Genomic DNA, 24,851 nt, shown 5'->3' with positions numbered 1-24,851 from the left:
GAAGTTGATCAGAGCGCCAGCGGTGACTTCCTGGAAGGTGTCGGTATCGAAGGCGTTGATGCCGCTCGTGCTGGCGTCAACATTGCGATACTTGACCCACAGAGACATGGCAGCCGCGTCGATCTCCTGAACGGCACCTACGCCCCACATTCTGACCTCAGACTCCCCGACGAACGCAGCGCCTGCACCGTTATCGCCCATGTCAATGGTGCCATCGGGATTAAAGAATGCAGTCGACGAATTGTGGTTCTGAGCGCGCTCATATTCGCCGTAGAATACCGTGTGGCCGAGCGGGTTCCAACGCTGACGGATACCGCCCTTGGCATACCACGTGTTGTTCGAGGCGAGGCCACCGTAAGCATTGTTGTAGTAGTTCAGGTGACCATAGGCGCCGTAAGCAAACAGACCCGTCGGGATATGCTCAATGTACGCGCCGACCTGGAAGTAACCGGTATCCGGCGGCTGAATAACGTTGCCGCTATCACCAGAGGTGCTGTTCGTCTGGCTATAGGCTGCGGCAGCGGCAACCTTGAAGTCGGCCCATTCGCCTGCATAGCGGGCAGCGACATCCCAGAAGTCATCTTCACCCCAGGAAGCCGAAGCCGAGAAACCAGCGAAGGTCGGCGAGTCGTAACGGACCGAGTTGGTCGGAGCACCATTGTTGTCGCCCCAGACCCCACCGCCAGCAGTACCCCAGTTCATCGACGTAAGAGCACCGGTCGTGCGGTTGCGGACGAAGAAGCCGTTGATGTCGAAGTCGACCCAGTTGGCCGGAACGAGCGAGCCCGAACCGTCGACCAGGATGGCCGTGTTATCCGAAGCCTGCGACTGCTTACCGACCGACACCTTACCGAGCTGGTCGCTCTTGATGAACCAGAACGACTGCAGCGTGCCGACGCCGTTGTTGGTGCCCGTCAGAACCGACGGACCGTCCGGCTGACCCTGGCTCATCGTCAAGCTGTCGGAGCCGACGGCTTCAAGATGGAGCACGTAACCCGCGGTCCAGCCCGGCAGGATCTGCGCCTGGCCGGTGAATTTCACGTGGCTGGCGAGCGTGGTGCCGAGATCGTTGACGTAAACGTTCGATTCACCGCCGTCATCCCACCAGGTGACCTGCTGACCGACCCAACCGGAAACCGTCAGCGATACCTTGCGATTACCCTTGCGCGCCGTCGTGGCTTCGAGTTCCGCGATGCGCTCTTCGAGGTCCGCGCAGCAGTTCCCCCCGAGGTCGGCTGCAGATGCACTGCTGACTGACATGCCGCTTGCCAGCAGGCCTGCCGCCACCAGGGCACTCAGACTGTACTTGCTCATTGACCTACTCCCGTCTGCTTCGACTTGAGGAATGACGGACGGAACGGAATGTGTTCAGCCCAACACTCTTCTTATGCGATGTTCTTTGTTAAACCCGTCCTCAAACCCGTCTTCTGCGGTCTACGGGCATCCCCCCGAATCACCGCTCAGGGCGACGTTTAAAGCAGATAAGATTCGCAGGCGAAACAGCGTTGATGAATCAGCCTGTGGAATTGCCGGGATTTGTGACAGAAAAGCCACGAGCAATCGAAGCGGCCACAGCGTAGCCGATCTGCCTCAAAGAGGGCTATGCTCCGGTGTTATGCAATCCAAAGAGACGCTGGAGTCAGCGATTTGCCGCCTCATGTCGCTCCCGCATGCCGCCAGCCGAGCGGCTCTGGATAAAGCGTCTCGATAAGAACGCCAAGAGAATAACTGCGAGGGCCGATGAGTGCGTGATGAGCACCATCGTCGGGCGCGTCGCATAGGTCGCGAGCACGAAGTGTTCGTAGAAGGCCGGATGAAAGCGATCGACCTGCCCGAAGCTCCAACGATACTGCTCCTGCATGGCGTCGAGTAGTTTATATGCGTTGGTCAGTGCGTTGCCGTTGATCCATTCGAAAGCCGCGACACCGGCGACGGCAAAAAATTTCGCAACGGCATTCAGGCCCTCGACCGCGTGGTCGTAGATGAAGAGGAGTGCAAAGAGAGCAATGTGAACGGTGACGAAGAACTGCCAGAGGAAATCGACCTGGCTGCGCATATCCATCATCGCTTCGACCAGCGTGCCTTCCTGGAGCGGTGCCATTGTTCCTCGGGTCCGTGCCATTCCCCCTCGCGGTCTATAGACTGGCAAAGTCGCTGGGAAAATAGATGGCCGCGGACGCTAATCCGGCCGATCCTGCTGCTATTCCGATTTTCCGGCGCGAAAGTCACACACTGAGCTTCGTGAAGTGGAAAATCTGCCACAATCGTCGTTTAGCAAATTTGATCTTGGTGTTTGGGATGCGCTTGCTGGGAGCGTAGACCAGACCGTGGAACGCTCACTGCAAGGGCTGGCAGCATACCTGACATGACAGGGAAAATAGTCGACCGGCGGTCGGTACTTGGGCAGGCCGCGATGGGGACTTTTGCGCTCGCGGCAGCAAAAATTGGCTTTGCCGCAACGCGCGCCGAGGCGGCGAGCGACGGATCCGCTCAACCGAGACCTTTCAACGCGACCAACGTCAATGCCGAAGCCAAACGGCTTGCGGATCAGCCGTTCTCCAAGCCGAGCTTAAACCTGCCGGCGCCTTTCAACAAACTCACCTACGACCAGTACCGGGATATTCGCTTTCGGCCAGAGAAGGCGATCTGGAAAGGGGAGCATCTCAACTTCGAGATTCAGCCGTTCGCGATGGGCTGGCTTTACGATATGCCCGTCGATCTTTGGGTCGTCGAAAAAGGAGCGGCAACGCGCCTTGTGGCGGACAGCAAGCTTTTCTCGTTCGGGCCGCTAATCGGACCGGGACCGGATGCGGCTCCTTATGGATTTTCGGGTTTTCGCATCCACGGGCCGATCAATCGTTCCGACGCCTTCGACGAGTATGCCGTGTTTCAGGGCGCGAGCTATTTCCGCGCTGTCGGTCGCGGGGAAGGCTATGGTGCATCGGCGCGCGGACTGGCACTCGATACGGCGCGCCCGGGCGGGGAAGAATTCCCATTCTTCCGCACATTTTGGCTGGAAAAGCCGCGGCTCGGTGCAACCCAAATCACCATTCACGCGTTGCTGGACAGTCAGTCCACGACCGGAGCGTATCGGTTCGTCATCGAACCTGGAGAAACGACCGTCATGGACGTTTCAGCGACGCTCTATCCCCGTACGACGCTTCCACATGTCGGGATCGCGCCTTTGACGAGTATGTTCCTACACGCGAGCCGCGGTCCGCGTCGCGTTTCGGATTATCGCCCCGAAGTCCATGACAGTGATGGGCTTGCTATCGTTAACGGTAGCGGCGAGCGTTTATGGCGTCCACTGAACAACCCCAAGACACTGCAGGTCAGCGCCTTCATGGACAAGAGCCCGGCGGGCTTCGGCTTATGGCAGCGGGATCGCGCGTTCCACAGCTACGAAGATCTCGAAGCTCATTTCGAGCGCCGCCCCAGTGTTTGGGTGCAGCCGAAAGGGCAATGGGGCGACGGATTCATCGAGTTGGTCGAGATTCCAGTCGAAAATGAGATTCACGATAATGTCGTCGCCTATTGGCATCCGGCCAAAGAGCTGACCCCCGGCGGGCCGCACGTCTTTAACTATCGTCTGTTCTGGGGGAGGGACGTTCCCACTTCCTGGTCCGGGGCGCGTGTTTCAAAAACACGCATAGGGAACGGAAAAAAGTCTGGAAACGTTTTGTTTGTCATCGATTTGACAGGCCCTTCCGTCAGGGACGCGAAGGATTTACCGGTGGCGGACGTTTCGGGGAGTGCAGGCCAAATTTCGAATGTCGTCGTTCAGCGTAATCTTGAGATTTCCGGTGTTCGGGTGACCTTCGAATTGACGCCCGGGAACGCCGAGCTCGTAGAGTTGCGGTGTGTTTTGAAAGCTGGTGACCAGCCCATCTCCGAGACTTGGCTCTACCGATGGACGAAGCCGTAAACGAAAATTTCAAAGGCGAGATACCAATGGAATCGGCGGGGTTCGCACCTGGCCCCGATGCCGGGCCTTGGCGATGTCTGCCAGAGCCTGCGCCGCTCCATATGCCTCAACAGGACTTTGCGCAGCGCGTGGACCTCGTCAAAGAGCCCCGGCAGCGAGGGTATTGGGTTCCGCGAACTGCGATCTTCGCAGGCGCCGCCGCGCTGACAGCAGCCTTCGCGCATGAATTATTCAGTATTCTGGCGTTTGTCGTCATTACGCCTGTGCAATTCCTCTTTCTTATTTTGTCGACGATTGCGTTCGGTTGGATTGCAATCGGAAGTCTAAGCGCCGCGCTTGGCTTTCTGCCCTTGTTTGCCGGTGAACGGCCCGACACGATCGAGCCGCCGCCTCCGGAAACGCCCCTGACGACGCGCACGGCGCTGCTTTTCCCGGTCTATCATGAAGATCCGGCGAGGATTGCTGGCGCCATCGAGGCCATGGCCCGCGAACTCGACGCCCTCGGCCGGAATTCTCATTTCGATGTTTTCGTACTTTCCGATACGCGCGGAGAGGAAGACGGCGCTCACGAGGCCGACGTCTATCATGCTCTCGGGCGAGAAATTGAATCCATCGTTCCGGTCTACTATCGGAGACGGCTGCAGAATACCGCCAAAAAAGCTGGCAATATCGCCGATTGGGTCGGGCGCTTTGGCGGCGCATACGACTCGTTCGTTATTCTTGACGGCGACAGCGTCATGAGCGGCGGGACGCTCGTGTCTTTGGCGTTGGCAATGGGGGCCGATCCCAAAGCTGGCCTCATTCAGACAGTGCCGCGCATCGTGGGCGGCGAGACGCTGCTCCAGCGCCTGCAACAGTTTGCCTGCAACACCTATGGACCGCCGGTGGCCGCGGGCCTTGCGTTCTGGCATCGCGATCAAGGCAACTATTGGGGCCATAACGCTATCATCCGGACGGCAGCATTTGCCGCCGCCGCCGGTCTGCCCGATCTCCCCGGACGCAAACCGTTCGGCGGCCACATTATGAGCCACGACTTCGTGGAGGCGGTTCTCTTGCAGCGCGCGGGTTACGGCGTCCATATGATGCCGTCGCTCGAAGGCTCCTTCGAAGGCATGCCGCCGAACATCATCGATGTCGTCGCGCGGGACCGTCGCTGGGCTCAGGGTAATCTGCAGCACCTGGCGATCGTATCACAGCCAGGCATCACGCCGATGGGCCGCGTGCATCTCGGCATGGGCGCGACCTCCTACCTGATCTCGGCGGTTTGGGCGTTGTCGTTGATCGTGGGCATCATTCTCGCATTGCAGGGTCAGCAAATGATCCCGAGCTATTTCCGGGACGCGAAAACTCTGTTTCCGATCTGGCCGATTATCGACCCCGGTGCTGCGCTCCGGCTCTTTCTCGCGACGCTTATCGTCGTGCTTCTGCCGAAGGTGCTGGGATTGATTTTGGCCTGGAAGCAGGCGCGTGCGGAGAACGATCTTATCGGTGCGATCCGCGTGACGTTTGGCGTGATAATCGAGACGATCTACTCGATGTTGATCGCTCCAATCTTCATGGTCACGCAGACAGTGGGGGCCGCTGAAATCCTGGCCGGTCTCGATTCCGGATGGAAGCCGCAGCGGCGGAGCGACGGCGCGCTCTCATTCGACGATGCCATGTGGTTCGCGCGATGGCACACGCTGATCGGGATTATTGTGGGACTGATTGTGTGGACTGTCTCTCCCGGTCTTCTCGCTTGGATGGCTCCGGTCATTCTTGGTCTGGTGCTTGCGGGGCCGGTGAGCTGGCTGACGTCGCTTCGGGCCGGACCGATCGAGCGCTGGGCATTGACGACATGCGTCGACCGAGCTCCCCCGCCTGTGCTTATCGATGCCGGGCATCGGGAGCGCAATTGGGCGCGGCGGGCCGCGACGCCGGGTGGTCTCGCGCCGCCGCCACAAGCGGCGGCCGCCTAGGACGGTCAGGACTTTTCTGCTTTTTCCGCGCCTCGGAGCGAGAGGAGAAGCTCGCTGAAAATCTCGCGCAAGCGAAGCGGCTCGGAATCGAGGTTGGGCAGCGGTCGCGTGACCGTGACGGCGACGACACCGAGACGTGCCGTCAGCGCGCCGTTGAACGCACCTTCACCGAGACGGCGCGACAACCGCCGCAAGACATCCTGCCCGACGAATTGTCCGAACAGATCGTCGGTCATCGCGATGCCGCCCGTCGCGATGACGTGCGCTACGACAAGGCGCGCGAGCCGCAGCGCCCCGAGGACTCCCGGTCGCCCGCCATAGAGCCCCGCAATCGATCGAAACATGCGCACGTTCTCGACGAGCACGAATCCCATCGCGATCCACATGATCGGAGAGATGGCGGATACGGTTGCGACGCGCTTGGCCGACCTGAGGATCACGCGCCTCGCCTCGCTGTCGAGCGGGCGCAGCAGCTCACGGTCGGCAAGTCTGATTAGCTCGCCGCGCTGCAATACATCCCCCAAGTGGTCGCGGACCCGCGCCAGACCCCACGCCAGATCGGCGCGGCCGCGATAGTGCGAAATCAACGCGTTGACGGCCTTGCGCTCGCTAGCGGCATCGGGCTTGGCAATGGCTTGCTTCACGAGCGCACGCAGCTTGGCGAGACGGGCGAGCCGGCGGAAACCGATCAATTCGCGCAGCACGATTGCGACAAGCATAAGCACGATGATCGCCGCCAACGCGAAGGCGAGCCATCCCACCCAGTCTTGTCGTTCGAGGGCGACGGATATGAAGCGTGCGAACCAAACGCCCGCGGCAAGCGAGGCAAGAGCTGCGATCGCAGAAAAAAGAATGCCGCCGAAGCGGAAGCCGCGGTTGATGTCGGTGACAGTCAAATGTCGCGTCGGCGCCCGTGCCGCCCGCCGCGCGGTAACGGCTCCCGCACGCGATGGACCTTCGTCAACCTCCGGTTCGACGACGATGTCGTCTGGTTTGAACACACGCGGTTTTCGCGGCGGGGGAGCGTCATTATCGAATGTCATGCGAGATAATCCGAGATGAGGAAATCGAGCGCACGATCCAATCTGATATGCGGAAAGGCCGTAGGTCTGCCGTCGGCCAATGTGTCGGCAAGCTTAGGAGGCGCAAAGCGGACAAGCTCAAGCGAGATTGCGTTCTGACTTCGTGCGGCGCTCAACGCGGATTCAGGGTCGATCGGCAGATCGCCAGGGAAAATTGCGGCCTCAGTCGCGCCATCAAACGTCACGCCGCCGATCGTCTCGCCCTTGATCGGAGTGCCACGCAGGCAAGGAAGAACTTCGTTGCCATGCTTTGCAGTCGTCTCCCGCGTCGCCCGGAGAGCGGCAACGGCTAACGTGCCGACACCGGCGCCTTCCGTCTCTGCGCGCGAGATCGCTTCGTCAACGATGACTTTCAGGATGGCTTCGAGGCGATCGTGGCTCGACGCCGGAAGATGATCGGCCTTTGTCGCAGCGAAGAGGACGCGATCGATCTTGCGCCCGAGCAGCGCCGAGAGCCAGGAGTTGGCGCCGGGGCGGAATGCTTTAAGGATTGCAGTCATCGCCCGTTCGAGATCGGCAACCGCGTCTGCGCCCCGGTTCAAAGCCGTCAGCACATCGACAAGCACGATCTGCCGGTCAAGCCGCGCAAAATGCTCGTTGAAGAACGGTTTGACGACTGTCGTTTTATAGCTCTCGAAACGGCGCATCATCATCGCCGCGAGCGAGCCGCGCGGCAGACGGTATTCGGAAGAGAGCGGCATCGGAAAAAATGTCAGCAGCGGCGAGCCTTCCAAGTCGCCGGGAAGCAAAAAACGCCCCGGCGCAAGGGTCGATTGCGCTCCGCTCTCTCGCATGCCGCGAAGGTATTCGGTGAAAAGCTTGGCGCCAGTCATGGCGATTTGTTCGTCCTCGGCGGCAGCAGGATCGGTGCCCGCGAGAAAGGACAGAAACGGTTTAGCTGCTTTGGCGCGTTGCGGGGCCGCAGCGAGCGCCAACGCCTCGGATGAAAAGGCTCGGTAGTCCTGATCGAGCAGCGGCAAATCTATAAGCCACTCGCCCGGATAATCGACAATATCGAGATGCAACTTCGAAAGGCCGATAACGCGCTTTAATAAGGATGCCGACCGGTATTCTATTGTAATGCGCAATTCCGAGATGCGCCGCGTACTATCGGGCCAAGCCGGCGGCGACGACAGCAGATCGGCGAGATGTGCTTCATAGTCAAAGCGGGGTACGCTGTCGTCCGGTTGGGGTTCGAGATAGGCTCTGACGATGCGGTGCTCGGCATCGGCTGCAAAGAAGGGCAGTCGGCCCCCCGATATCAGGTTGCGGACAAGCGCCGTGATGAAGATCGTTTTGCCGGCACGCGACAGGCCGGTGACGCCCAGTCGAACGGACGGGGTCAGATAGTCGCCCAGACGCATTTGCGCGTCTCTGAAGAGATCGGAATAGGTGAGATCTGCCAAGTGATGCCGCGCGCCATCCAAATCAAAAAGGGACCGGTCGGTCCCTTTAAGTGGCGTAACTCCGATGCCAGGACAAGGTCCGATCGGGCAAGACGATTGGGTTTCTCGAACTCATCCGTAGAAGATCACCGCGATGCCGGCTCCAAGAACCACGAACGCCATGAGCACCAGGGCGCCCGAGCGCAAAAATTCGGACATGTAAACTGCTCTGCTTTACTCTGCCGCCCGCCAGCCTCCCGGGCATTCCAATGCAGAGCGCGTGAACAGAGCCTGAAGCGGTAATTCACACCGCGTTCATCACATGCGCCGTTTCGGCTTTCGGAGAGCGTAACGCCTAAGCGTCGTGCGCCTTCTTGACCTCGAAGACTTCCATGATGCGACAGCCGCGATGCGGCCCATCGACAACGAAGGTCCATTTGCCTTCGGTAAAGGTGTCGCACATCTTGACGCCCTTCACGAGGATCCAGTGCCCTTCTTTGCCCTTGTGAATCGCAAGGATGTAATACGCCCAGGCGTTTCGCGGCTTTTGCATCCACGTCCAGACCGTCGGGCGTTCCTTTCGGGCACGATGAAGATAGGTTTCTTTCGACACCATGCGATAACCGAAATGAGCCAATGCCGATTCAACCTCGTCGGCATACGTTCCGCGTACGACGGGTTTGCGGTGCGGCGGCAACTCGCGGCCTTCTCGAATTACATCTTCGATTTTCGAGATGCCGTAGCCGGTGATTGCGGAAAGAACATAAGGTCCGCAGAACGCTACGCGGCCTGTATCGTTATTCGCGGAGCCGAGGCTCGACGTCGGACGGCCGCTCGATAAGCGTTCGGTCATGTCGCATATGCCCTATACAAGGAATGGAGCGATGCTCGGCCGATATCGTTAATCAAAAGTTAACGCGAGGTTTTTGCCGCAAATGAGTGAACGCGTGAACGTCTCGTTCTTCCAAGAGCTGATGAACTCCATTGCCGAGCAAAGCCGGGCTCTGTTGCCCAAGGCGCTGTTCGGGGCGGGAGGCGGTGAGTCGATCGAGGTTCTCTCACGCGCATTGATGTCCGGGCGCGGCGAAGCTTCTGGGGTTGCGATCGCTCGGCAGCTACTCATACAACTCAAAAAAGCGGCGGCTGAAGAACGTTTGCAATTCTATCGCTTTCTCGCGGATGAGCTGCAGCCGGATGCAGCTCTGCTCGCAGATGCAGCGCGCGACTATCTCGATCACCCGTCGGACAAGACATTGGCGGTTCTTCAGAACGCTGCCTATAGCCCGCGCATGGAGTTCTTCCGGCGTCTGAACCTCGCACCCGGCGCGACGGGCGAAATCGTGGCGCTAAGAGCTGATCTCGTCCGGCATCTCAAATCGGACGATACACTGGCTGCCGTCGATCGTGATCTGCAACGGTTGCTGACATCCTGGTTCAATCGCGGATTCCTGGTATTGCGCCGCATCGACTGGCAAACCCCGGCGGCGATCCTCGAAAAAATCATCGAATATGAAGCCGTACACGAAATTCGTGGCTGGGACGATCTGCGCCGCCGGCTCGATCCGAAAGACCGGCGCTGCTTTGCGTTTTTTCATCCATCATTGGTCGACGAGCCGTTGATCTTCGTCGAGGTGGCTCTGATGCGGGAGATACCCGACACGATTTCGGCCGTTCTCGATGCGCATCGCGACGATGACGACGTGCCGCCGACGACAGCGGTCTTCTATTCGATTTCGAATTGCCAGGAAGGGCTAAAGGGGATTTCGTTCGGCAACTTCCTGCTAAAGCAAGTCGTCGAGGACCTCGTCCGCGATAGCCAGAGCCTAAAGACATTTGTGACACTTTCACCGGCTCCGAGCTTTGCGCGCTGGCTCGATCGTGTGCTGGCTGTCGAAGGCGATGGCGGCCTTAGCTCCGACGATCGCAACGTGCTCGCCAAGCTCCATGATCCCCGCTGGGTGGATGATGTATTACGCGATAATGGGGATGCCGAGGAGATCAGGCCCATCCTGTTGTCGCTCGCTGCACAATACTTTCTGGTCGCAAAATCGGCGGATGAGCGGCCGGTCGACCCTGTTGCACGGTTTCATCTCGGCAACGGCGCACGGTTGGAGCGGCTGAACTGGTTGGCCGACACTTCCGAGCGCGGCCTGCGGGAAGCCCACGGGCTGATGGTCAACTATCGCTATGAGCTTTCCGAGATCGAACGCAATCACGAAGCTTACGCCCAGGACGGAACAGTTGCGGCTTCGCGAAGCGTCAAGTCTTTGCTGAAATCGGGCAGCAAAGTGAAGGCGCTCGCGGATGCGCCCGATTTCCTTGCGTTGCCGAGCGCGAGAAAGCCAAAACGGGATCGTCCGCCGGAGGCCGAATAATCGGCATGTGCGCTGCAAGGGCCTGAAGGAAGCCCTTGTCTTGGCATTTTGCCCGTGCAGTATGAGTCGCCGCCGTTACGCGGCGCGCGGATATTACGCGATGCCGAAACAGGAACGCATTCGCCAAGCACAGGGCCACCATGCGCTACGACCAGAACGACCGTGAGAGCTCCAACGTCGAAGATCGCCGCGGGGAAGGCGGCGGCGGAATGTTTCCGGGTGGCGGGATTCAAATTCCGATCGGGGGCAAGGGCGGTTTCAGCATCACGACGCTCTTGATCATCGGCGCGCTAATGATGTTCATGGGCATCAATCCGCTCGATGTGCTGTTCGGCACGGGTGGGCAGATCAACATGCCTCAAATGCCTCATTCCGAACGCCCCGCGGAGCGATCTCCGGGCAATATCCCGGGGCTACCCGGCTCGCCGCAGACGCAGACTGCAAGTGAAGACGACGAGAAAGCATTCATCAGCAGGGTTCTCGCCGATACCGAGGACGTCTGGACAGCGGTCTTTAAGAGCTTCGGCCGGACGTATCCCGATCCCAAGCTCGTTATCTATTCGGGCATTACACGCACGGCATGCGGCGCAGGACAGGCTGCGATGGGTCCGTTCTATTGTCCGCTCGATCAAAAGGTCTATGTCGATCTCGCCTTCTATGACGAATTGAAGAGAAGGTTCAATGTCAGCGGCGACTTCGCTCAGGCCTATGTCATTGCGCACGAAGTCGGCCATCACGTGCAGAAGCAGCTTGGTATCCTCGACAAGGTGCAGGAGCTAAAAGAGCGCGCTGGCGACGAAGCAACCGCAAACCATATTCAGGTGCGAACGGAATTGCAGGCCGACTGCCTGGCGGGCGTATGGGCGAACCTTAACGATCAGATGAAAAAGCGCCTGCAACCGGGTGACATCGAGGAAGCGTTGAATGCGGCATCGCAGATCGGCGATGACATGATTCAGAAGCGAATGACGGGACGCATCGTTCCGGATGCATTCACACACGGAACAGCGGCGCAGCGTGTCCACTGGTTCAAGACAGGTTTCGAAACGGGCCGCATGGACGCGTGCGATACGTTCAACACGTCCAGTCCGTAATATTGGGTGAGATCGAGATTTTATATATAACGAAAGGCGCCGACACGTTTCAGTCGGCGCCTTCTTGTTTCTTTAAATGGTACCCTCTGCAGCAAATGGTACCCTGCAGCGGGCAACGATATAATTTTTAGAGCGCGTTTCCGGTAAAATCGCCCACCCGACATGACACGGCCTCTGCTTGCAAATCGCGGCAAAGCTTAATGGCTTCCGCTTTCGTCCTGACAGGGCCGACAATCAGGTTGAAATTCGGGTTCGCCGGATTGCCGTTGCTGGTGTAGCGCGCCTTCAGCCGTTTCAACCGGTTGCCGTGCTCGGTCGAGAGCTGCAGCCAGTTCAACCGCAGACCGTTCAATGATGCAGCCGACGCGAGTTCGATGCCGATGGGTTTACGCACGGGCTTGACCTCGGGAGCGCCGAAATTCGCGGCACTTGCTTTCGGCTTCGCGTGCCGTTTTTCAACGCTGCCGGTGATGATTTGCGATTTCTCCGGCTTTGCGTTGATAATCTTTGTTGCAGGGAGCGGTTGCTCGGCGCCGTCCGCATCGCTTGGTAGGTCGGTATCAGTCGAAGCGACAACGGCATTGGCCGGTTGCGCGGGATTTTCGGGCGTCGCGGTGTTCGACGCAACGGGCGTCTGGGCCAAGCGGACCTTATCGTCGAGCGCCGTCAGCTGCGTTCCCAGCATCTGTGTTTGCTGAGCCTGTGCCGCGATCTCCGACTTCACGCCAACGACGTCGGTCTGGATATTTGCCACGGACGATTTCAAGTTGGCGACGTCTGCGGTGAGCTGCGTGACGGCGGCCTCTGTTGCGGCCCGCTGGCTGTCGGCGTGCGATGGCGTCAGATCGCCGAGCCATTGCGGCTCGAAGATCGCCACGCCGAGATATCCTAAGCCCAGTGTTCCGAGCATCGACCACAGAACGGCGTAGGGCGTTAAAACCGCTTTCCTACGGACCGGCTTGTCAATGGCGGGTTTGATCATGAGCTGTAGTATCCCAAATTCCGTCGGGGAAAGGTCGAGCAGAGCGATTTCCCCGAATCATTTCTGCTGCATCGGAAACGTTGGGTCGCCGCGCAGCCATTCGCAATGCTCGGATGGGATGTGTTGCGCCGAAGTTGTGGATGGTTGCAAAGATGCCTTAGGAGAGCGGCATCCATTGGAAAATTCTGAGCAAAATGATTTCTCTGCGGGAACGGTCGGGCGCTTTTCCAAAGGTGAAATTCTGCTTCCTTGCGGCGCGCTTGCGGCCAGGGGACGGCGGGCGCTATGGCTTGTCGCTCCGGCGCAACGGCCGGAGAGCTTCTCTGCTCCAGTCGTCGTATTGCAAGGTTCTTCATGAGCGCCTCCGTCCCGCTGTTCGTCGTTCTTGCCGCCGGCAAGGGCACGCGCATGAAATCGTCGTTGCCGAAGGTTCTGCATCCGATAGCCGGACAGTCGATGCTGGCGCACGTGTTGAATGCCACGTCGGAATTCAGCGGTGAGGTAGCAGTTGTCGTCGGCCCGGAGATGGACGCTGTTGCGCGCGAGGCGCAGCGCGTGATCCCGGCCGCTCACGTTTTCATCCAGGCGAAGCAACGAGGCACCGCGGATGCAGTGCTGGCAGCACGGCCGCAACTCGAAGCACATCGCGGCGACGTGTTCGTGCTCTACGCCGATACGCCGCTCATCCGCGCCGAGACGCTGGCGCGAATGCAAAGAGCGCTCGACGGCGGTGCGAATATTGCCGTTCTCGGATTCCGCCCCAAAGATCCGACAGGATATGGACGGCTGCTGACCGATCACAAAGGCAGTCTTGTCGCAATTCGCGAGGAAAAAGATGCGACCGGCGTCGAACGGCGGATCAGCCTCTGCAATTCGGGCGTGATGGCACTCCGCGTGTCTAACTTCTCGCAGCTGTTGTCCCGGATCGGCAATACCAACGCCAAGGGTGAATTTTATCTAACGGACGTCGTCGAACTTGCGATTGTGGACGGTCTGACCGCCGCCGTTGTCGAATGCGACGAGGACGAGGTCCTTGGCGTCAATGCGCGTGACCAGTTGGCGGCGGCCGAAGCAATCTGGCAGTCGCGCGCCCGGACGGCGTTCATGCGCGAAGGCGTGACCATGATCGCGCCCGATACTGTGTGGCTTTCGTTCGACACACGGATTGCCTGCGACGTTTTCATTGAACCGCACGTCGTCTTCGGGCCGGGCGTCGTCGTCGAGGAAGGCGCCAAAATTCTAGGATTTTGCCACTTCGAAAATGCGGTGATCGGAAAAGGTGCGCGCATCGGTCCCTTTGCCCGCTTCCGGCCCGGCGCCCGGATCGGACGGGGCGCGCATATCGGTAATTTCGTCGAAGTAAAAAATACGACACTCGGACCGGGCGCAAAGGCGAACCACCTTGCCTATCTCGGCGACGGTATCGTGGGAGCCAAGGCGAACGTCGGCGCGGGTACCATCTTCTGTAACTACGATGGGTACTTCAAACATAAGACGGAAATCGGAGAGGGCGCTTTCATCGGCTCGAATACCTCGCTCGTCGCGCCCGTCTCGGTCGGCGCGGGGGCATATATCGGTTCCGGCAGCGTCATTACGAAAGACGTCAGTCCGGGCGCTCTGGCGCTTGAGCGCGCGACCCAGGAGGAGCGGCCTGGATGGGCCGATAAGTTCCGCACGCTGATGGCCCGCCGCAAGGCGGGACGTTAAGCAATCTATTAACGATATTGGGAACTTGGGGATTAGACTTGCTACATCACATGCAGGCGTTAATCTGAAACACTCTGTGATTTGAGAAGATCCTTAACGGCCCCCATCGTTCGGACGGGGCGAGTCAGCTGGGGGACACCTGATGTGCGGGATCGTCGGTATACTTGGAAAGTCGTCCGTCTCGAACGACTTAGTCGATGCGCTGCGTCGGCTTGAATATCGCGGCTACGATTCTGCTGGCGTCGCAACGGTTGAGGATGGCACGCTTGCGCGCCGGCGCGCGGAAGGCAAGCTGCGCAATCTCGAAAGACGACTTCTCGATGAGCCGTTGGCGGGACGGACCGGCATCGGCCATACACGCTGGGCGACGCATGGCCGGCCGATCGAGCGCAACGCCCATCCGCACATGACGGAGAAAGTCTCCGTCGTTCACAACGGCATCATCGAAAATTTCCGCGATCTCCGCGCCAAGCTCGAAGCCAAGGGACATCACTTCGAGACAGATACCGATACGGAAGCCGTTGTCCATCTCATCACTGATGAAATGGAGAGAAGCAACGATCCGATCGCCGCCGTGCACAAGGCACTGAATCAGCTTCAAGGCGCGTTCGCACTCGGAATAATCTTCGCCGGGCATGACGATCTGATGATCGCGGCTCGCAAGGGTTCGCCTCTCGCGATCGGTCATGGCTCGGGCGAGATGTATCTCGGATCCGATGCCATCGCATTGGCACCGTTCACGGACGCTATCACCTATCTGGAGGAAGGCGATTGGGCCGTCCTGCGCCGGTCGGGTGCCGAAATCTACGACCGAGATGGCGCGCGCATCGACCGGCCCGTGATCAAAGCGGTCGCGAGTTCTCTGCTGGTCGATAAAGGCAATTACCGCCACTTCATGGCGAAGGAAATCCACGAGCAGCCGGAAGTCATTTCTCATACGCTCGCAAACTATCTCGACATGGCATCCGGCCGCGTAAATTTTCCTGATCTCGGCGTCGATCTCGCCGGCATCAGCCGCGTGACAATCTCCGCTTGCGGCACGGCCTATTATGCCGGTCTTGTCGCCAAGTATTGGATCGAGCGATTGGCGCGCGTGCCTGTCGACATCGATGTCGCGTCGGAAATGCGCTACCGCGAGGCTCCGCTGGCAGAAAATGGCCTCGCCATCTTCGTCTCGCAGTCGGGCGAGACGGCGGATACCTTGGCGACGCTGCGCTATTGCAAGAGCAACAAGCAACGTATCGCTTCCATCGTCAACGTCCGCACTTCGACCATCGCGCGTGAATCGCACGCGGCCTTACCGACCCTCGCAGGCCCCGAAATCGGCGTTGCCTCCACGAAGGCGTTCACCTGTCAGCTTTCTGTCCTCGCCTGTTTGGCAATTGCCATTGGCCGTGCGCGAGGCGAAATTAAACCCGAACAAGAGACAGCGCTCGTCACGGCCTTGACGGAAGTGCCCCGGCACGTCGCCTCGATCCTGCGTAACGAGGAAATATATCTCAGCATCGCCCAGGACCTCGCGAAGGCACGCGACGTTCTTTATCTTGGTCGCGGATCGAGCTTCCCGATTGCGCTTGAAGGCGCGCTCAAGCTCAAGGAAATTTCCTATATCCATGCAGAGGGCTATGCTGCCGGTGAGCTGAAGCATGGACCGATTGCACTGATCGACGAAACCGTGCCTGTGATCGTCGTTGCGCCGGAAGACGATCTTTTCGAAAAGACCGTCTCGAACTTACAGGAGGTAGCGGCGCGTGGCGGTCAGATCATCTTGATCTCGGACGCATCACCGGAAGCGGCCGGATGCAAGCTTGCCGCGCATATTCAGATGCCTAAGATCAGTTCCTTCATAACCCCCTTGCTCTATGCGGTGCCGACCCAACTCATCGCGTACCAAACGGCCGTGCAGATTGGCACCGACGTCGATCAGCCGCGCAATCTGGCTAAGTCGGTGACTGTCGAATAGAAGGGGAAAAGGCAGCAGAAACCGGGCCCTGAAATTGCCCAGTTCGGCTGATTGCAATAAGGGGGAGGAGGTTGCGGCGCCTAAAGACGTGGTCATGAGGGACGAATCGCACATGACGCAATACCGGAGGCTCGCGCGAAGCTTCATGCTCGCTTGCGCCGCGGCGTGCGCGTTTGCGGTGGCGTGGGCAGGATCGTCGAGCGTCGCGCGGGCAAAAAGCTCGAAGGCCACGCCACAAGCAGCGCAAGCCGCCAAGGACTCGAAACAATCTCGGGACGAGCAAAAACGAGCAGCCGCGCGGCAAGCCTACGATGCCGGCCTGAAGCAGTTCGCCAATGGGCGATACCAACCTGCCGTCGAACAACTCACCGCTGCTCTCAAAACGGGCGGTCTCAGCCCGCCGGAAACAGCAAAGGCCCTCTATACGAGGGGCATCGCCTACAAAAAGCAGAAGCAGCCCGGTCTCGCCATTTCAGACCTGACAAGCGCGCTTTGGCTGAAAAACGGCCTCACCGGCAAGGATCGCGATATGGCGACGGCCGAACGCGCCGAGGCTTATCAAATGGCTGGAATCCAGGATACCGGCAAAGGTCCCGAACGCGTTATTGGCGCGGCAACAACGCCGCCGACGTCTGGTGCCGATGCGAATGCAGCGGGATTGTCCGCCGCCGCCGTGGCGCAAGCGGCAGCGGCGAATAAAAAAGCCGCTGGCAATTCGAGCCCCACCGGGCCTGTGACCCGTCAGGATGCGTCAAGCGCGTCGGCCCAGGAGGCGGCACGCGCGCGCGCGGCTTATGCTCCGGTCGACTCGCTTGCTGGCTCTACGATTACGGCGGGAGGTACGCCCGCACCAGCTGCGGCGGCGCCACAATCATCTTCGTTCGGCTCCGGCGTCACCCATTTCTTCTCGAATCTGTTCGGTGGCGGCGCATCGCCGGCCTCAACAGCTCCGTCTGCAGCCGCAGGTGTCACGACCGCGTCGACCGCGCCGACGTCGCCAGAAATCTCAAGCTGGAGTAGCGCAACTGTCGTCAATCATGGTGCTTCTTCCGCCCGCGAGGTTGACCGTCACAAAGCGCACGCCAAAACGCACGCGACTAAGGGCAAATACAAAATCCATATCGCAGCATTGCGCTCCCGCGCCGAAGCCGAAGCGCTGGCGCAGAAGATTGCGGCCCAGCACGGTGCGGAACTCGACAATCGCGTGCCGACGGTCGATGAAAAGGTTATCGGCAGCATGGGAACCTTCTATCGGGTCCGTATCGGCAGTTACGCTTCACAAGATGAACCAAGAGGAATTTGCAACAAGCTCAGGACCAGTGGCCTAGATTGCCTGGTCGTGACAAACTAGGGCGCCCGAACTCCGTCGGGCGTCTGTCCCGCGTAGGAGAGCATGAGCGTTACTCCCTCTGCACCCGATCCGGAGCATGGTCCCAAGCGGCAAGCAGGAGCCGGGGGACCGGATGCAGCCCAACTCACGGAAGGCTTGAAGCGGCTGGCTAGCAGCAGCAGCGATAACAGATCCGGATGGCGGCTGGGATCGCGTTTTCGCAACGCTTTTCTGACCGGCCTCGTCATCGTCGGCCCGGTCACGATCACGCTTTGGATCATGTGGGGCGTGATCCATTGGGTTGATGCCTGGATCAAGCCTCTCCTGCCGACGGCGTTCAATCCCGACACCTATCTGCCCTTTCCGATTCCGGGGCTCGGCCTGGTGGTGGCTATCGCCGGGCTCACGCTCATTGGAGCGCTTGCCGCAAACCTTCTCGGCCGTACGCTGGTTTCTTCCGGCGAGTTGATGCTCTCGCGCACGCCGATCGTTCGCAACGTCTACGGCGCGTTGAAGCAAATATTCGAAAGCGTCATCTCGACGGCTGGACCGAACCAGAGCTTTCAAAAAGTCGGGATGATCGAGTTTCCATCGAAGGAAATCTGGAGTCTTGTTTTTGTTACCGGGGAGACGACCGGGGAAATCAAAGACGTGGCCCCCGGCGGCGAGAGTGATCTTTTAACGGTGTTTATGCCGACGGGGATCGTGCCGCCGACCGGCTTCATCTGCTTTGTACCGCGCGCGAACGTCGTCTTTCTGTCGATGACGGTTGAGGAGGCCGCGAAGATCATTCTTTCCGCAGGTATCGTCATGCCGAATGTCGACGATAAGCTAAAGCGCGTCGGTATAGGCATGCCGCCTGGATTCACCTTCCCGGCCGGACGCGATAAGACGGGCACTTAAGCCGCTCGAAACAGCCGCACGGCTTCGTCGCATTCGAAGACATAGAGCAATGTCCTGAGCGCCTTGCCGCGCGGCGAATTGAGATTCGGGTCGTTCGCCAGCACGAGCGCGGCATCATCGCTTGCGGCCGCCAGCAGGTTTTCGTAACCGGGCACTTCGGCGACGCGAAAGCCGGGCGCTCCGCTTTGGCGCGCGCCAAGAATTTCGCCGCCGCCACGAAGCTCCAAGTCCTTCTCGGCAATTTTGAAGCCATCCTCGGTCTCTTCCATCATCTTGAGGCGCTGCTCTGCCGTTTCGCCGAGCGGGGCCTTGTAGAGCAGCATGCAAAACGACTCGCGCGAGCCTCGGCCGACGCGGCCACGAAGCTGATGCAGCTGCGCGAGGCCGAAGCGCTCGGCGTGCTCGATCACCATGATGTTTGCGTTCGGCACGTTGACGCCGACTTCGATGACAGTCGTCGCGACCAGAATTTTAAGCTGCCCCTCGGCAAAGGCGGCCATCGTCTCGTCTTTCTCCTTGCCGGAAAGACCGCCGTGAAGAAGGCCAACGCCGTCACCGAACGTCTGACGCAAATGCGCGAAACGTTCCTCTGCGGCGGCGAGATCGGACAATTCCGACGTTTCGATAAGAGGGCACACCCAATAGATCTGCGCGCCCTCGGCAAGCTGCGTGCGAATGCGGTCGATCAGCCGTTCGAGCAGCTCCAGCGGAATCGCTTTGGTGGTGATCGGCTTGCGGCCGGCCGGCTTCTCGGTCAACTTCGACACGTCGAGATCGCCGTAGTGGGTCATCAGAAGCGTGCGCGGTATCGGCGTCGCCGTCATTACCAGCACGTTCGTGTCGTTGTTTGCGCCTTTCGCTTGAAGCGCCAGGCGTTGGTGCACGCCGAAGCGATGTTGTTCATCAATGACGGCAACGGCGAGATCCTTGAATTGCACATCGCTTTGAAACAGAGCATGGGTACCGATCAAGATCTGAATTTCGCCGGACAAAAGCCGTTCGAGGATGGCGTCGCGCGTTTTGCCTTTCTCACGTCCCGTCAATAATCCGATGCCAAGCCCCGCAGCTTCCGCAAGCGGCGCAATCGTCTCCGCGTGCTGGCGGGCGAGCACTTCTGTCGGCGCCATCAGGGCCGCCTGCGCACCCGCTTCGATTGCGACAGCCATCGCCATCAGCGCCACGACCGTCTTGCCTGAGCCGACGTCGCCTTGAAGAAGACGCAACATTCGGTGTGGCGCAGCGAGGTCTTCCGCGATTTCTCCAAGCGCCGTTTTCTGCGAGGTCGTCAGCGAGAACGGAAGCGCATCAACGATTTTCGCTTGTATGCTTCCATCGCCCGCTAGCCTGCGGCCGCGCTCGGCCTTCAGATTTTGCCGGACCAGCGCAAACGCAAGCTGACCGGCGAGCAATTCATCGTAGGCCAGGCGTTGCCACGGGCCAGCACCGTTCGATACGTCCTGAGCGTCGGTCGGGTGATGAACCCGGCTTAACGCCTCCTTGAACGGCGGCCAGTTACGCGCCGCGAGCCACCGTTCGTCTTGCCATTCCGGCAGATCGGGAATGCGGTCGATTGCCTGACGCGTCGCCTTGACGACGATCTTTCCAGATAATCCCGCCGTGAGCGGATACACCGGCTCCAGCATCGGCAGCTCGTCGCGCGCTTCCGGCGAGACGATGTAATCGGGATGCGCCATCTGCAACGCTTCGCCGTAGCGCTCGATGCGGCCGGAGACAAAACGCAACTCGCCGACGGGCAGTTGCTTCTCGATGAATTTGCGTTCGGCGTGAAAAAATACGAGATCGATGCGCCCAGTGTCGTCTTCGCACGTGACCTTGTATGGCACCTTCTTGTTTCCGCGCGGCGGCGGTTTATGCTTGAGCACGCGCAGCTGAAGCGTCACGATGGTCCCCGGAACGGCAGCAGCAAGTTGCGGCTCGGCGCGGCGATCGATAACGCCGGTCGGCATATGCCAGAGCATATCGATGACGCGCGGCTCTGCCACGCCCGGCGGCAGTTCCAGGCACTTCTTCAGAAGCAGGATGAGTCTCGGCCCGATGCCCGACAGGGTTTGCGCCGACGCGAACAGCGGATTGAGAGACGAGGGGCGCATTGTCGAAATCGGCCAAAATTCAGGAAGGTCCGTGCACCGTTGCCGGCGTCATCACAATAGGGCCGTAAACGATGGGTCGCGGCAATACGCACCGCTCTCTGCGCTAGGCGTCGAAGGCTCTGAGCGCTATAGGAACCCTTCGCACGGACGGCGCACCGTGGCGGCTCACCGCTCGCCAGTCAAGCCGGAGGGGCCGATATCCCTTTGTCATGCAACCCGGGCATCCGATGACGGACGATTTCGATATGCGGCGGCGACGCGCCTCCTATCGTGCGCATCACCGCGGCACGAAGGAAATGGACGTTCTGGTCGGCCGTTACGCGGACGCCCGGCTGGCAGATTTTACGCCTGACGAGCTTGCGCGTTTCGAGATGCTGCTGAATTTGCCCGACCCCATGGTGCAGACTTGGGTCTTCTCGGGAGAGGGTGCCGCGGCTGAGTTTGGGGATCTGGTCGCAGATATTCGCGTTTTTCATCGGCTCGCCGACAAGGCAAATTGAATTTCGAAATGACCGACAAGTCGCAAAGTTCCAATATCGTGTTTTCCGGCGTCCCCGAGGGGTTCGACGGCCGGGTCATTGCGGACATAACACGCGCAGCGCGCAGCGGCGATCAACCCGGCCTCCACCTGCACGTTGCCAGGGACGACAGGCGGCTGGAAGAACTTCAGGCAGCCGTCGCGTTCTTTGCGCCCGACGTTGCGGTCGTTCCGTTCCCCTCATGGGATACCGTTCCATATGATCGCACAGGCCCGAACGCAGAGATCGTCGCGCGACGCATAACGACGCTTGGGCGCCTTGCCATCGGCGGACGCAAAAAGCCGACGCTCGTCGTCACGACCGTCAATTCGGTTTTGCAACGCGTACCGCCGCAGAGTTTCATTCGCGGTGCCGTCAAGACAATTGCCCCAGGACAGCGGATCGATCCAGCGGAACTAATCAAACGTCTCGAGTCCTACGGCTACGACCGGTCGAGCACGGTGATGGAGCCGGGCGAATACGCCCAGCGGGGCGGTATTCTCGATCTTTATCCTCCGGGGCGCATCAATCCCCTGCGTCTCGATTTCTTCGGCGACCAGCTTGAAAGCATCAAATCGTTCGACGCCGAAACGCAGCGCTCGCTGAAGGCCGTACCGAAATTCTCGCTGATGCCGGTGAGCGAGGTCGCATTCGGCGATGCCGCGACCGCTTTATTCAGGACGCGCTATGTCGCGCTGTTCGGCGGCAATACAGGGGACGATCCACTTTACGAAGCGGTCAGCAGCGGGCGGCGCTATCAAGGCCAGGAACACTGGTTGCCGTTCTTCCATCCGTCGTTGGAGACGTTATTCGATTATCTGCCGGGTGCCGGAGTCAGCTTCGACCATATGGCGGACGAAGCCATCCAAAAGCGCTTCGAGCAGATCCGCGAGCACTATGAGGCGCGCGTCGATTCTCTCGAAGGTCAGCGGTTCGGTGCGCCGCCGTATAAGCCCGTGCCACCCGATCAGATGTTCCTCGACGGCAAAGATTGGGCTTCGGCCTTGGGCGCGCGGACGGTCTCGCGACTGACGCCCTTCGACGATCCCGGCACGGCCAACAACTACGCGATGAAAGGGCGTCGCGGGCGCACGTTCGCTGCGGAGCGTGCCGATCCCGACAACAACGTTTTCGATGCCGTCGTCGGACACATACGGCGCATTCATGGCGAACCGCGCCGCGTGATCGTAGCGTCGTGGACGCCTGGCGCACGCGAACGCCTGATCACGCTCCTCACCGATCATGGTCTCAAGGACATTCACAAGGTCGATAATTTTTCCGAGGTACTGGCGCTTCCGCCGGATGCAACGGCATTTGCAGTCTTCGGCATCGAGGAAGGTTTCGAGACGCCGGATTTCGCCGTCATTGCCGAGCAGGACGTGCTCGGCGATCGTCTCGTGCGCCAGCGTCGCCGTGCGCGGAAGGCCGCTGACGTCCTGACGGAAGCAACGAGCCTCTCCGTCGGCGATCTCGTTGTGCACAGCGACCACGGCATCGGCCGCTTTGCGGGATTGCAGACGATCACAGCGCTCGGCGCGCCGCACGAGTGTCTCGAACTGCATTACGCCGGCGGCGACAAGCTGTTTTTGCCTGTCGAGAACATCGAACTCCTGTCGCGCTATGGCGCTGACGAAGGTGATGCGCAGCTCGACCGTCTCGGTGGCGTTGCGTGGCAATCACGCAAGGCGCGGCTCAAAAAGCGTCTGCGCGAGATCGCCAACGAGCTGATCAAGATCGCGGCGCTCAGAGCTTTGCGGGAAGCGCCCGCACTGGTTCCGCCGACCGGCGCATTCGATGAATTTGTCGCGCGCTTTCCATTCGAAGAAACGGAGGATCAGGCCGCGAGCATCGACGCGGTGCTCGCCGATCTCGCGTCCGGCAGACCGATGGATCGGCTTGTCTGCGGCGATGTCGGGTTCGGCAAAACGGAAGTCGCTTTGCGCGCGGCGTTCGTCGCTGCGATGAATGGCCTGCAGGTCGCCGTTGTCGTTCCGACGACCTTGCTTGCGCGCCAGCACTTCCGGACATTCACCGAGCGGTTCCAAGGCTTGCCTGTTCGCATTGCGCAAGCGTCGCGCATGGTCGGCGCCAAAGGTCTCGCCGAGGTTAAAGCTGGTCTTAAGAGCGGCGACATCGACATCGTCGTCGGCACGCATGCGCTGCTCGGCAAGTCAATCGAGTTCCAGCGGCTTGGGCTTCTCATCATCGACGAGGAACAGCACTTCGGCGTCAATCACAAAGAGCGCCTCAAGAAAATGCGCGAGGACGTGCACGTGCTGACGCTCTCAGCGACGCCGATACCGCGCACGCTGCAACTGGCGCTGACCGGCGTACGCGAGCTGTCGCTGATCACGACGCCGCCGGTTGACCGCATGGCGGTCCGCACGTTCATTTCGCCATTCGATCCGGTGATTTTAAAAGAGGCGTTGCGTCGCGAACGATTCCGCGGCGGCCAAACATATTACGTGGCACCGCGCATTTCCGATCTCGACGATATCGCCGAGTTTCTGCGCGAAGCCGTGCCCGATCTCGTCTTTGCCCGAGCGACCGGACAAATGTCGCCAACGGAACTCGAAGACGTGATGACCGCATTCTACGAGGGCAAGTACGACATCCTGCTCTCGACGGCGATCGTTGAATCCGGTCTCGACGTTCCGAATGCGAACACGCTGATCGTGCATCGTTCGGACATGTTCGGACTCGCACAGCTTTATCAGTTGCGCGGCCGCGTCGGACGTTCGAAGACGCGTGCCTATGCGTACATCACGACGCCGCCAGGCAAGTCGCTAACCGAGGGCGCCGAAAAGCGTCTCAAGGTTCTGCAATCGCTCGATACGCTTGGCGCAGGCTTTTCGCTGGCATCGCACGATCTCGATATTCGCGGCGCGGGCAACCTGCTGGGCGAGGAACAGTCGGGACATATTCGCGAGGTTGGTTTCGAACTCTATCAGTCGATGCTGGAAGAGGCCGTCGCTGCGATGAAGGGCGGCGAAATCGAAGCCGATGACAAGTGGAGCCCGGAAATCCAGCTCGGCACGTCGATTATGATTCCGGAAGGCTACGTCGCGGATTTGCAGCTCAGGCTTGGGCTTTACCGACGTCTGTCGAGTCTCGAAAAGCGTTCCGAGATCGATTCATTCGCCGCAGAGCTTGTGGACCGGTTCGGCCCGTTGCCGCCGGAAGTCGAGCATTTGCTCGACGTCATGGAGATCAAGGGGCTCTGCCGCGCTGCCGGTATCGCGAAGGTCGACGCCGGGCCGAAGGGCGGCGTGATCACGCTGCACAAGGGGCGTTTCGCAAATCCGGAGGGCCTGATTGCCTTCGTTCAGAATTCACGCGGCGCATTGAAGGTGCAGCCCGATCAGCGGCTCGTCTATCGCGCCGATTGGGATTTACCCGAAACACGTCTCAAGGGAGTGAGGACGCTTATCCAGCAGTTCGCGGATATTGCAAGCAAGACCAAGCAGGCGGCCTGAGAGTTGTAAATCGATAGCCGAAATCCCCGTAACGGAGCGCAA

The 24,851-nt window shown here is 59.9% G+C and carries 17 protein-coding genes; 10 read left to right on the top strand and 7 right to left on the bottom strand.

Annotation, left to right across the window (positions count from 1 at the left end):
* Positions 1-1,314, bottom strand: a 1,314-nt coding sequence (locus VHB22_RS16320; protein WP_325458048.1) for a porin, incomplete at its 3' end; no start/stop codon positions are given.
* 325 nt (positions 1,315-1,639) lie between these two features.
* Positions 1,640-2,101, bottom strand: coding sequence for a hypothetical protein (locus VHB22_RS16315; RefSeq protein WP_325458047.1), 462 nt, complete (start codon positions 2,099-2,101; stop codon positions 1,640-1,642).
* 264 nt (positions 2,102-2,365) lie between these two features.
* Here VHB22_RS16315 and VHB22_RS16310 point away from each other — a divergent pair, with 264 nt between their 5' ends.
* Together VHB22_RS16310 and mdoH are read left to right on the top strand one after the other, a co-directional pair.
* Entirely contained in the window at positions 2,366-3,925 is a 1,560-nt protein-coding gene (locus VHB22_RS16310) for a glucan biosynthesis protein G (protein ID WP_325458046.1), read from the top strand.
* A complete protein-coding gene (gene mdoH / locus VHB22_RS16305; RefSeq protein WP_325458045.1) occupies positions 3,910-5,883 on the top strand; it encodes a glucans biosynthesis glucosyltransferase MdoH in 1,974 nt (657 codons plus the stop codon). The genes VHB22_RS16310 and mdoH overlap by 16 nt, the downstream gene beginning before the upstream one ends.
* 5 nt (positions 5,884-5,888) lie before the next feature.
* On the opposite strand, the gene VHB22_RS16300 is transcribed toward mdoH, so the two are convergent.
* The 3 genes from VHB22_RS16300 to VHB22_RS16290 form a co-directional block, all read right to left on the bottom strand.
* A complete protein-coding gene (locus tag VHB22_RS16300; RefSeq protein ID WP_325458044.1) occupies positions 5,889-6,926 on the bottom strand; it encodes a TIGR01620 family protein in 1,038 nt (345 codons plus the stop codon).
* Positions 6,923-8,371 carry a YcjX family protein gene (locus tag VHB22_RS16295; RefSeq protein WP_325458043.1) on the bottom strand — a complete coding sequence of 483 codons (1,449 nt, stop codon included), beginning with the start codon at positions 8,369-8,371 and terminating at the stop codon, positions 6,923-6,925. The genes VHB22_RS16300 and VHB22_RS16295 overlap by 4 nt, the downstream gene beginning before the upstream one ends.
* Positions 8,372-8,705: 334 nt before the next feature.
* Positions 8,706-9,203: a hypothetical protein gene (locus VHB22_RS16290; RefSeq protein WP_325458042.1), complete on the bottom strand. Its 498-nt coding sequence runs from the start codon at positions 9,201-9,203 to the stop codon at positions 8,706-8,708.
* An 82-nt stretch (positions 9,204-9,285) separates the two neighbouring features.
* Between VHB22_RS16290 and VHB22_RS16285 the strand changes: the two genes are divergently transcribed.
* Positions 9,286-10,725 carry a malonyl-CoA decarboxylase gene (locus VHB22_RS16285; RefSeq protein ID WP_325458041.1) on the top strand — a complete coding sequence of 480 codons (1,440 nt, stop codon included), beginning with the start codon at positions 9,286-9,288 and terminating at the stop codon, positions 10,723-10,725.
* A 140-nt stretch (positions 10,726-10,865) separates the two neighbouring features.
* Positions 10,866-11,819, top strand: a complete 954-nt coding sequence (gene ypfJ, locus VHB22_RS16280) for a KPN_02809 family neutral zinc metallopeptidase (RefSeq protein WP_325458040.1) — start codon at positions 10,866-10,868, stop codon at positions 11,817-11,819.
* Positions 11,820-11,946: 127 nt separating this feature from the next.
* Here ypfJ and VHB22_RS16275 read toward each other — a convergent pair whose 3' ends face one another.
* The gene (locus VHB22_RS16275; protein WP_325458039.1) at positions 11,947-12,801 is read right to left on the bottom strand and encodes an SPOR domain-containing protein; all 855 of its coding nucleotides are present in this window, start codon (positions 12,799-12,801) and stop codon (positions 11,947-11,949) included.
* Positions 12,802-13,155: 354 nt separating this feature from the next.
* Here VHB22_RS16275 and glmU point away from each other — a divergent pair, with 354 nt between their 5' ends.
* The 4 genes from glmU (at position 13,156) to VHB22_RS16255 (ending at position 18,704) form a co-directional block, all read left to right on the top strand.
* Positions 13,156-14,508, top strand: a complete 1,353-nt coding sequence (glmU, locus tag VHB22_RS16270) for a bifunctional UDP-N-acetylglucosamine diphosphorylase/glucosamine-1-phosphate N-acetyltransferase GlmU (RefSeq protein ID WP_325458038.1) — start codon at positions 13,156-13,158, stop codon at positions 14,506-14,508.
* Positions 14,509-14,650: 142 nt separating this feature from the next.
* A complete protein-coding gene (gene glmS / locus VHB22_RS16265) occupies positions 14,651-16,471 on the top strand; it encodes a glutamine--fructose-6-phosphate transaminase (isomerizing) (protein WP_325458037.1) in 1,821 nt (606 codons plus the stop codon).
* A gap of 94 nt (positions 16,472-16,565) precedes the next feature.
* Positions 16,566-17,822, top strand: a complete 1,257-nt coding sequence (locus VHB22_RS16260; protein ID WP_325458036.1) for an SPOR domain-containing protein — start codon at positions 16,566-16,568, stop codon at positions 17,820-17,822.
* A gap of 42 nt (positions 17,823-17,864) precedes the next feature.
* On the top strand, positions 17,865-18,704 hold the full coding sequence (locus VHB22_RS16255; RefSeq protein WP_325458035.1) for a DUF502 domain-containing protein: 840 nt from the start codon (positions 17,865-17,867) through the stop codon (positions 18,702-18,704).
* Here the strand turns inward: VHB22_RS16255 and recG are convergent.
* Positions 18,701-20,815 (bottom strand): ATP-dependent DNA helicase RecG, encoded by a 2,115-nt coding sequence (recG, locus tag VHB22_RS16250; protein ID WP_325458034.1) that lies wholly within the window; start codon positions 20,813-20,815, stop codon positions 18,701-18,703. The two genes, VHB22_RS16255 and recG, sit on opposite strands and share 4 nt — an antisense overlap.
* Positions 20,816-21,042: 227 nt before the next feature.
* Between recG and VHB22_RS16245 the strand changes: the two genes are divergently transcribed.
* Both VHB22_RS16245 and mfd read left to right on the top strand, forming a co-directional pair.
* Positions 21,043-21,315, top strand: coding sequence for a succinate dehydrogenase assembly factor 2 (locus tag VHB22_RS16245; protein ID WP_325458033.1), 273 nt, complete (start codon positions 21,043-21,045; stop codon positions 21,313-21,315).
* An 8-nt stretch (positions 21,316-21,323) separates the two neighbouring features.
* Positions 21,324-24,809, top strand: a complete 3,486-nt coding sequence (gene mfd / locus VHB22_RS16240; RefSeq protein WP_325458032.1) for a transcription-repair coupling factor — start codon at positions 21,324-21,326, stop codon at positions 24,807-24,809.
* Positions 24,810-24,851 lie beyond the last annotated feature (42 nt).

It is taken from the genome of Hyphomicrobium sp. (genome assembly GCF_035548195.1).
Lineage (GTDB): Bacteria > Pseudomonadota > Alphaproteobacteria > Rhizobiales > Hyphomicrobiaceae > Hyphomicrobium_B.
The sequence above is the reverse complement of the archived record's forward strand: the minus strand, read 5'-3'. Positions and strand labels throughout refer to the sequence as shown.

Bases quoted from the DNA above. Each gene is read 5' to 3' on its own strand.
- VHB22_RS16315 (WP_325458047.1), bottom strand. From the start codon at position 2,101: ATGGCACCGCTCCAGGAAGGCACGCTGGTCGAAGCGATGATGGATATG.
- VHB22_RS16310 (WP_325458046.1), top strand. From the start codon at position 2,366: ATGACAGGGAAAATAGTCGACCGGCGGTCGGTACTTGGGCAGGCCGCG.
- mdoH (WP_325458045.1), top strand. From the start codon at position 3,910: ATGGACGAAGCCGTAAACGAAAATTTCAAAGGCGAGATACCAATGGAA.
- VHB22_RS16300 (WP_325458044.1), bottom strand. From the start codon at position 6,926: ATGACATTCGATAATGACGCTCCCCCGCCGCGAAAACCGCGTGTGTTC.
- VHB22_RS16290 (WP_325458042.1), bottom strand. From the start codon at position 9,203: ATGACCGAACGCTTATCGAGCGGCCGTCCGACGTCGAGCCTCGGCTCC.
- VHB22_RS16285 (WP_325458041.1), top strand. From the start codon at position 9,286: ATGAGTGAACGCGTGAACGTCTCGTTCTTCCAAGAGCTGATGAACTCC.
- ypfJ (WP_325458040.1), top strand. From the start codon at position 10,866: ATGCGCTACGACCAGAACGACCGTGAGAGCTCCAACGTCGAAGATCGC.
- VHB22_RS16275 (WP_325458039.1), bottom strand. From the start codon at position 12,801: ATGATCAAACCCGCCATTGACAAGCCGGTCCGTAGGAAAGCGGTTTTA.
- glmU (WP_325458038.1), top strand. From the start codon at position 13,156: ATGAGCGCCTCCGTCCCGCTGTTCGTCGTTCTTGCCGCCGGCAAGGGC.
- glmS (WP_325458037.1), top strand. From the start codon at position 14,651: ATGTGCGGGATCGTCGGTATACTTGGAAAGTCGTCCGTCTCGAACGAC.
- VHB22_RS16260 (WP_325458036.1), top strand. From the start codon at position 16,566: ATGAGGGACGAATCGCACATGACGCAATACCGGAGGCTCGCGCGAAGC.
- VHB22_RS16255 (WP_325458035.1), top strand. From the start codon at position 17,865: ATGAGCGTTACTCCCTCTGCACCCGATCCGGAGCATGGTCCCAAGCGG.
- recG (WP_325458034.1), bottom strand. From the start codon at position 20,815: ATGCGCCCCTCGTCTCTCAATCCGCTGTTCGCGTCGGCGCAAACCCTG.
- VHB22_RS16245 (WP_325458033.1), top strand. From the start codon at position 21,043: ATGACGGACGATTTCGATATGCGGCGGCGACGCGCCTCCTATCGTGCG.
- mfd (WP_325458032.1), top strand. From the start codon at position 21,324: ATGACCGACAAGTCGCAAAGTTCCAATATCGTGTTTTCCGGCGTCCCC.